General features: G+C 53.6%; 2 tRNA genes and 2 rRNA genes. All 4 read left to right on the top strand.

Annotation, left to right across the window (positions count from 1 at the left end):
• Positions 1-254: ribosomal RNA gene (locus tag CRT24_RS21080) — 16S ribosomal RNA — on the top strand; the annotation flags it as partial.
• Positions 255-384: 130 nt separating this feature from the next.
• Positions 385-461: transfer RNA gene (locus tag CRT24_RS15595), tRNA-Ile, on the top strand.
• Between the two features lie 4 nt (positions 462-465).
• Positions 466-539 (top strand) — tRNA-Ala (locus tag CRT24_RS15600).
• Positions 540-684: 145 nt separating this feature from the next.
• Positions 685-1,266, top strand: a 23S ribosomal RNA gene (locus CRT24_RS15605); the annotation flags it as partial.

The raw sequence follows: 1,266 nt of genomic DNA on the forward strand, positions 1-1,266 counted from the left end.
CATTCACAGTTCATTCACAGTTCGGATCGGGGTCTGCAACTCGACCCCGTGAAGTTGGATTCGCTAGTAATCGCGTATCAGCAATGACGCGGTGAATACGTTCCCGGGCCTTGTACACACCGCCCGTCAAGCCATGAAAGCTGGGGGTACCTAAAGCATGTAACCGCAAGGAGCGTGTTAGGGTAAAACCGGTAATTGGGGCTAAGTCGTAACAAGGTAGCCGTACCGGAAGGTGCGGCTGGAATACCTCCTTTCTAGAGCCCGCGCCGGGGCCGCTGCGCCACATACATGATCTAAAGGAAAAAAAAGAAGATACATTCAGAAGAAAGTGCCCATCCCGATGTCGGGGTGATCGTCACCGAGAGAAGATGAGAGAGATAAGCTAGTCCCGTAGCTCAGTTGGTTAGAGCACTACACTGATAATGTAGGGGTCAGCAGTTCAAGTCTGCTCGGGACTACCACCGCGGGGAATTAGCTCAGCTGGCTAGAGCACCTGCCTTGCACGCAGGGGGTCAACGGTTCGAATCCGTTATTCTCCACAGGTCCGCACAATTTGGTGCGCGACTAAGAGTTCTTTGACATATTGGAAGAAAAGAGATTAACAAGAGAAGACAACAGAGGTTCACTGCAGCAATGCGGTGCACCAAGAGCAGCCCACCACTTGGCAAAAGGGGTGGTGGCGCGAAGAAAGTAAACAAGGGCACACGGGGGATGCCTAGGCTCTCAGAGGCGATGAAGGACGTGATAAGCTGCGATAAGCCACGGGGATCGGCAAATGCGACTCGATCCGTGGATTTCCGAATGGGGCAACCCGGCATGCTGAAGGCATGCCATCAAWTGAGGCGAACGCGCTGAACTGAAACATCTAAGTAGGCGTAGGAGGAGAAAATAACAATGATTTCCCAAGTAGTGGCGAGCGAACGGGAAAGAGCCCAAACCATGCATGTCACGGCATGCATGGGGTTGTAGGACCACGAKGTTGCACTGTGCTATGAACTGGAAGCAGGTGGGAAACTGCGCGACAAGGGTGAGAGCCCCGTACAGGCAAAGAATACAGGCATAGTGGTATCCTGAGTACCGCGGGACCGGAGAAATCCTGTGGGAATCCGCCAGCACCATCTGGCAAGGCTAAATACTCCTGAGAGACCGATAGTGGACCAGTACCGTGAGGGAAAGGTGAAAAGAACCCCGAACAGGGGAGTGAAAAGAACCTGAAACCGTGTGCTTACAAGCGGTCGGAGCGGAGCGATTCCGTGACGGCGTGCC

It is taken from the genome of Sphingobacterium sp. 1.A.5, from assembly GCF_002734235.1.
GTDB lineage: Bacteria > Bacteroidota > Bacteroidia > Sphingobacteriales > Sphingobacteriaceae > Sphingobacterium > Sphingobacterium daejeonense.